The sequence below is a fragment of the uncultured Aquimonas sp. genome (assembly GCF_937888285.1).
In the GTDB taxonomy this organism is placed as follows: Bacteria; Pseudomonadota; Gammaproteobacteria; order Xanthomonadales; family Xanthomonadaceae; genus Aquimonas.
The window spans coordinates 21,527-27,526 of record NZ_CALART010000035.1 but is presented as its reverse complement, the minus strand read 5'-3'; the positions used below and the strand labels follow the sequence as shown (position 1 = coordinate 27,526).

Sequence of the window (6,000 nt, the reverse complement as noted above, 5' to 3'; positions counted from 1 at the left end):
TTCGTCATCCCCGCGCAGGCGGGGATCCAGTGGTCTTGCGACTGCGTCGAGCCTCTCCTGGGCCCTCGCCTGCGCAGGGGCGCCGGCGACAGCGGAAGCGCGCGATGCCAAGGCAGGCGCGAACGCAGGCGCGACACTGCGCGTGGCTGCACGCTGCCACCCTCTCAGCTCCGTGGCGCGGGCCAGCGGATTCCGAAGACACCGGCATTCGTCATCCCCGCGCAGGCGGGGATCCAGTGGTCTTGCGACTGCGTCGAGCCTCACCTGGGCCCCCGCCTGCGCGGGGGCGACGGCAACAGCGGAAGCGCGCGACGCCAAGTCAGGCGCGACCGCAGGCGCGACACCGCGCGCGGGCGCGCCTCAAACACACGGCGGCGCGCGCAAGCGCCCGCGTCCACGGGGCCGCAGCGCGGACCCCACACATCGCGGCCTCTGAGGGGAGATACCGCATGAAGCGACTGCTGCTGGCCCACGCCCTGAAACACAGCGGCGCCCTGGCCCTGCTGCGCACCGTCTACCGCCCACGCGGCCTGCTGTGCCTGAACTACCACCGCATCGCCAGCAACCTGCCCAGCTACTGCGACCCCGGCGTGATCAGCGCCAGCGTCGACGAATTCGCCGCGCAGATCCGCTTTCTCAAGCGCCACGCCGAGCTGATCACCCCCGACGACATCGAAGACGCCCGTCGCAGCCGCGGCCGCTTCGTGCTGGTGACCTTCGATGACGGCTACAGCGACAACTACCACGCCGCCTTCGAGGTGCTGCGCCACGAAGGCGCACGCGCCACTTTCTTCATCGCCACCGGCTACATCGACAACCCGCGCCTGCCCTGGTGGGACGCCATCAACGCCCTGATCGACAGCACCAGCGCCAGCAGCCTGGAGCTCCCGGACTTCGAACTGCCGACCCTGGACCTGAGCCCCGCCGCCAAACCCGAAACCGTGCGTCAACTGCTGCGCCTGTACAAGCGACTGCCCGGCGAACGCGCCCAGGCCCTGCTGCAGCGCCTGGCCCAACTGCCCGAAGCCGAACAGCCCGCCGCCCGCGAGCAGTGGATGAGCTGGGACATGCTGCGCGACATGCAGGCGAACGGCATGCACATCGGCGGCCACACCATGCACCACCCCGTGCTGTCGCGACTGCCGATCGACGAGCAGCGCGAAGAGATCCTCGGCTGCGCCGAACGCCTGCACACCGAACTGGGCCGCCCCTTGACCGCCTTCGCCTACCCGGTCGGCAACCGCGACAGCTTCAACACCGACACTCGCCAAGTGCTGCGTGAGGCCGGGGTGCGCTATGCCTTCTCGTACTACGGCGGGTTTCAAGGCATGGACGCGGGGGACGACTACGACATCCGGCGCGAGCCGATCGAGCCGTATGTGGCGCCGGCGCTGTTTGAGGGGATATTCGGGTTGCCGCGGGTGTTTTGTACGGGGTGAGGGTGGGCTTCCTCGAGTGGATATGCCTCGAGGCATGCGGCTTGGGGGGTGCTGGGTTTGTGCCAAATCCGAACAGAGGCAGGGAGAGCGTCTAGAAACGCGGGTTGATAGAGGCCATCGATCGCGGTAGCTTGCTGGCAGGATGAATGGTTGAAGTTGCAGGTGAGTTGAGATGATGGCGCTTAGGCCGCTGCCTGACCTAGCATCGGAGCGGGCACGCGTGGATCAATGGGAAGACGCTTGAATCCGGGTGGCTCTATGGAAGATCGTGATTTGAAGTCGACTCGCGAGCTATGGCCGGCGGGCCAGATGCAATGGATTTGTGGCCATAAATGGCGGTTAATCCGCCCCGCCTGCCGACGCGCTTCAGCAGACTGGCACGTTCCGTTCATATCTAACGCTAGCTTCCACAAACGGTACATCGGGAGGCCTCATTGCCTTACTTGAAGGAATTTGTGTGCTTCGCAAACTCTCGGAAGACGTCGGGTCGGTGCGTTGCCGGCAAAGAACTTATTCAGGGGCGACCAGGAGCATGGATAAGGCCGGTTAGCCCCCGACCGACGCACGAGATCTCGATTGCCGAACGTCGCTACCAGGATGGACGTGACCCCGATTTGTTGCACGTTCTTTCTGTTCAGTTTCTGGCGCACCAGGCGCTCCCACACCAGCCTGAGAATCACCTGATCGACGACGGCTACTATTGGGCGCAACAGGGGACCCTCGACTTCGGAAGCATCGACGCGTGGCTCGACAATCCAGCTTCGCTTTGGGACCCCGGGTTCAGCGGCTATGCGTTCACTAATAACCGGGTTCCTGACACCTTCATATCTGAGGCGTCGCTATATCTAGTCAAAGTTCCATCACTGACCCTAGTTGTCGGAGCCAAATCCGGTGATTATCCGAAGCGAATTGTTCGCGGAGAGTTCACGCATGAACAGTTGCCCTACTGCCTCGCGGTAACCGACCCGCAAATCGAAGCCGAGTACCTCGCTCGCCCGGATGGCAGGTACACCCTTGACGAACCTGTGCTTGCCGTGAGCCTCGGTGACCCCTACCAAGGATACTTTTACAAGCTGATCGCGGCGGTCCTTCATGACAGACGGTTCTGACAACTACGAGCTGCTGACCCTTGGGCACTCAACCCAGCCCATCGAGCGCTTCATCGCGCTCTTAAGTAGTGCGGGCGCAACAGCTGTAGCAGATGTGCGTTCAGTTCCCTTTAGTCGGTATTTTCCTCAATACTCTAAGGACGCGCTGCGCACTGCGCTATCGAAGGCAGGTCTTGCATACACCTTCTTGGGTAAAGAGTTCGGAGCAAGAAGCTCAGATCCATCCTGCTACCGTAATGGTAAGGTCCAGTACTCTAGAGTTGCAAAATCACCTCTGTTTGCGGAGGGAATGCAAAGAGTTTTTGAGGGAATGAAGAAGTACCGAATTGCCTTTGTGTGTGCAGAAAGGGATCCTATTGAGTGCCATCGCGCGCTGCTTGTCGCTCGAGCCTTTTTCGACAGGGGAAGATCAGTCTCTCACATCCATTTGGACGGAGTCCTTGAGTCTCATGCTAGCCTGGAGCGTCGGCTTCTCTCGGCGTGGAAACTGCCTGAGGGCGATATGTTCAAGACACGAGAGTGCTTCATTGATGAGGCCTACCTACTCCAGGGCGAGAAAGTCGCCTATCAAGATGAGCAGATGTTAAAGGCTGAGGTCGCTGAGCAATGAAGATCTTTACCATGGGTTTCACCAAGAAGTCGGCCGAGCAGTTCTTCTCGCGGCTAAAGCAGACTGGACTTAAGCGTGTCGTCGACACCAGACTTAACAACGTGTCGCAGTTGGCCGGATTCACTAAAAAGGACGATCTGAGATTCTTCCTCAAGACCGTTCTTGACATTGACTACGTTCATGCCCCGATGCTAGCGCCCAATAAAGATATTCTTGACGAGTACAAGAAGAACGGTGGCGACTGGTCAGCCTACGAACGGAAGTTCTTGGAATTGATGGGTTCACGGCATATCGAGTCCAATATCGATCGAAATCTGCTGGACGGCGCATGCTTGCTTTGCAGCGAACCCACACCCCACCATTGCCATAGACGGCTTGTTGCTGAGTACCTCAAGGAGAAATGGGGCGACGTTGAGATTAAGCACCTGTAGGACCTTGCGTTTTGCCACTCGGTAAAGCGCCTCAACAGCAGTGAGTCTAGCCGCCGTTTTTGCTTCGCTCATTGAATGGTGCGAACATCATCACTGCCGCTGCGTGTACCTCGGATCGAGCGATAAGTCGGGTTGGAGACACCCTGTGGACCCTAAGCAAAAGCACAAGCAGCTCATCGGGAAACCACCCGACGGGTTTGCACATCTAGGGTTCCAGTTCTCAGCGTCAGAGCGTCAATACCTCGCAAGATATGGTGCTTGGATGGAGGCATTGCAAAGCGGTTCCCTTGAGCCGTTGACGGCTGCACAACTTAACTTCGTGAGAGCAGTGACGGGCGAAACTACGCCGACAACGTATGCGGAAGTCTTGTGGGATAAGTGGAAGAAGCATCACACGCCGTGGAAGAGGAAGCTTGAGGCGGCGACAGACCTGTCGATGAATCGGAGAGCGCCAGCTGCAAGCCACTACAGTTCATTGTCAGAAGCTCGCATCGCTGAGTTCGCGCTGCCGTGGGTCTGCAACGCATGTGGAAGCAATAGTCCCAACCTCTGCCGCTGCAGCCAATAGCGATTTGTGGTGCTGCCTATATGTAGGGTCCCGGATGAATGCATCCTGCATAATCGGTCAGCACTGCTGATCGGGCGCGAGGTTCTGGTTGGCCTTCTGTCCGACCTTTCCACGCCGAGGACCGCATGAACATCCGCCTGCACAAGAACGCCCGAACAACGCCTGCGATCCGCCGCGAGATCCAGGCCGCGACGGGCAGCGACTACGAGTTGGCTGAGCGCTTTGGGGTCAAGAACACGGGTCAGAATGCACTTTCTCTGGACGAATCACGGTGGCGAGGCGAGACCCCCGGAGGCGCAGTAGATTCGCCTGGCTTCCCCAGAGTTCCGGCCAATATCCGCGCCGTTTCGACGCTGCCTACGAGAAACGGCCGCTCCAAGCCCTATGCGTCCAGTCGAACGCGCCTCACCTCTACCCGCCCCACCACCCACTCCACCATCGCCTCGAACCGCTCCCGATCCAGCGCATGCCCGCTTTGCACCCGCAGCTCGGTGATGTGATCGCCGCCGGCCTTGGCGACCACTGCGTCGGCGTCGCGCGAGTACTTGTCCTCGCTGCCTGACACCACCAGGGTCGGGCGCGGGGCGATGGCGGCCAGCAGGTCGTGGGTGTCGAGGTCCAGGGCCAGGCCGGGCACGGTTTCGAACAGGGTGATGCCGGTGCCGGCGAGGCGGCGGGTTTCGAAGCTGCAGACCGCGCCGCTGATGCAGGCGAAGCGGCAGCGGGTGTCCAGGGCCGCGTGGTAGAGCGCGGTGTAGCCGCCGTAGCTGTGTCCGGCGATGCCGACCCTGCGCTTGTCGACCGGCGCGAGCTGCAGCAGCACGCTCAGGGCCCGCTGCGCGTCGTCCAGACCTTTGCGCATCAGGGTGTCTCCGTGCAGCAGGCGATGGCACAGGGCGTTGTAGTGCTGCAGCCAGTCGTAGGTGTCCGGCTGCACGCCCTGCACCGCGCCGCGGCGGTCTTCGAAGCTGAGGGCGTCCGGTGCCAGCACGACCAGTCCGCGCCGGGCCAGCGCCGGCCCGAAGGCCTGGAAGGGGTCGCCCACCTCGCCGGCCACTTCGCTCTTGCCGAAGTGGAACTCGCCGTTGTGCTGATGGAAGACCACCACGCCGCCCAGCGGTGCGCGCTGCTTCGGGGTGAACAGGAAGGCCGGAATCACATCGCCCTCCAGCCCGGGGTACTCGATCCGCTCGCGGGTGTAGCCGTTGAAGTCGAGCGGTTCGGTGCGTTCGACGTTCACCGCCACGGGTTGGGCGAGGCCGAGCTGCTGGCGAAGTCGGGTGCTGAGGTCGGGCATGGGGGTGCGCGCGTCGGTTGGGCGAGGCACAGGCTAGGGGATTGCGGCGGTGGTGTGGTTTGGAAGGTCGGGATACGGCCTGTGGAGTCGGAGCCGTGTCGAAGGCGGGTGGTCGCTGCACAGCCTCAGCTGTTCTTCGCTCTCCGCTCTTCGTTTCTGGCTCTTGGTTGCTGAGGCTTGTGCTCTCGCTCTTGCGGGCAGGAGCCCGCGCTCTTCACGGGTCCCCTGGGGAGCGGCGGGAGTTCGTGGTTCAGCCCGAAGGGGCGGCCGCAGGGATGCGGCCGATGTTCGTGACAGGCCAGGGAAGGCCTGTCCACGAACACCCACGGACTCAGGCGAACCCTCTGCGCAGGGATGCGCAGAGGGCGCGGACGAGGGGTGGCCTTTCTCTTGCCTACTTCTCTTTGGCCACGCAAAGAGAAGTAGGTCGGGCCGGCCGAAGGACGGACCGAAAGCTCTTGCTCTTCGCTTCAAGCAACGAAGCGACACAACGACACCGAGGCGAGGATGGAGCTCATGGTGGGCCAGGGCCCACCCTATGACAGC

At 61.9% G+C, this 6,000-nt stretch carries 5 protein-coding genes and 1 pseudogene; 5 read left to right on the top strand and 1 reads right to left on the bottom strand.

The annotated features are described in order from the left end of the window. The first annotated feature begins 449 nt into the window (after positions 1–449). The 5 genes and pseudogenes from Q0654_RS09225 to Q0654_RS09205 form a co-directional block, all read left to right on the top strand. Positions 450–1,439, top strand: coding sequence for a polysaccharide deacetylase family protein (locus Q0654_RS09225; RefSeq protein ID WP_298853024.1), 990 nt, complete (start codon positions 450–452; stop codon positions 1,437–1,439). Between the two features lie 434 nt (positions 1,440–1,873). Continuing rightward, complete coding sequence (locus Q0654_RS09220; RefSeq protein ID WP_298853022.1) at positions 1,874–2,548, top strand: hypothetical protein; 675 nt, start codon at positions 1,874–1,876, stop codon at positions 2,546–2,548. Further along, entirely contained in the window at positions 2,532–3,158 is a 627-nt protein-coding gene (locus Q0654_RS09215; protein WP_298853020.1) for a DUF488 domain-containing protein, read from the top strand. The genes Q0654_RS09220 and Q0654_RS09215 overlap by 17 nt, the downstream gene beginning before the upstream one ends. Positions 3,159–3,169: 11 nt before the next feature. Next, a complete protein-coding gene (locus Q0654_RS09210; RefSeq protein WP_298853018.1) occupies positions 3,170–3,589 on the top strand; it encodes a DUF488 domain-containing protein in 420 nt (139 codons plus the stop codon). A 693-nt stretch (positions 3,590–4,282) separates the two neighbouring features. Beyond that, positions 4,283–4,387, top strand: a pseudogene (locus Q0654_RS09205) (IS481 family transposase); the annotation flags it as partial. 152 nt (positions 4,388–4,539) lie between these two features. On the opposite strand, the gene Q0654_RS09200 reads toward Q0654_RS09205, so the two are convergent. Next, positions 4,540–5,454 carry a prolyl oligopeptidase family serine peptidase gene (locus Q0654_RS09200; RefSeq protein ID WP_298853016.1) on the bottom strand — a complete coding sequence of 305 codons (915 nt, stop codon included), beginning with the start codon at positions 5,452–5,454 and terminating at the stop codon, positions 4,540–4,542. Between the last annotated feature and the right edge of the window lie 546 nt (positions 5,455–6,000).

Bases quoted from the DNA above. Each gene is read 5' to 3' on its own strand.
- Q0654_RS09225 (WP_298853024.1), top strand. From the start codon at position 450: ATGAAGCGACTGCTGCTGGCCCACGCCCTGAAACACAGCGGCGCCCTG.
- Q0654_RS09200 (WP_298853016.1), bottom strand. From the start codon at position 5,454: ATGCCCGACCTCAGCACCCGACTTCGCCAGCAGCTCGGCCTCGCCCAA.
- Q0654_RS09210 (WP_298853018.1), top strand. From the start codon at position 3,170: ATGGGTTTCACCAAGAAGTCGGCCGAGCAGTTCTTCTCGCGGCTAAAG.
- Q0654_RS09215 (WP_298853020.1), top strand. From the start codon at position 2,532: ATGACAGACGGTTCTGACAACTACGAGCTGCTGACCCTTGGGCACTCA.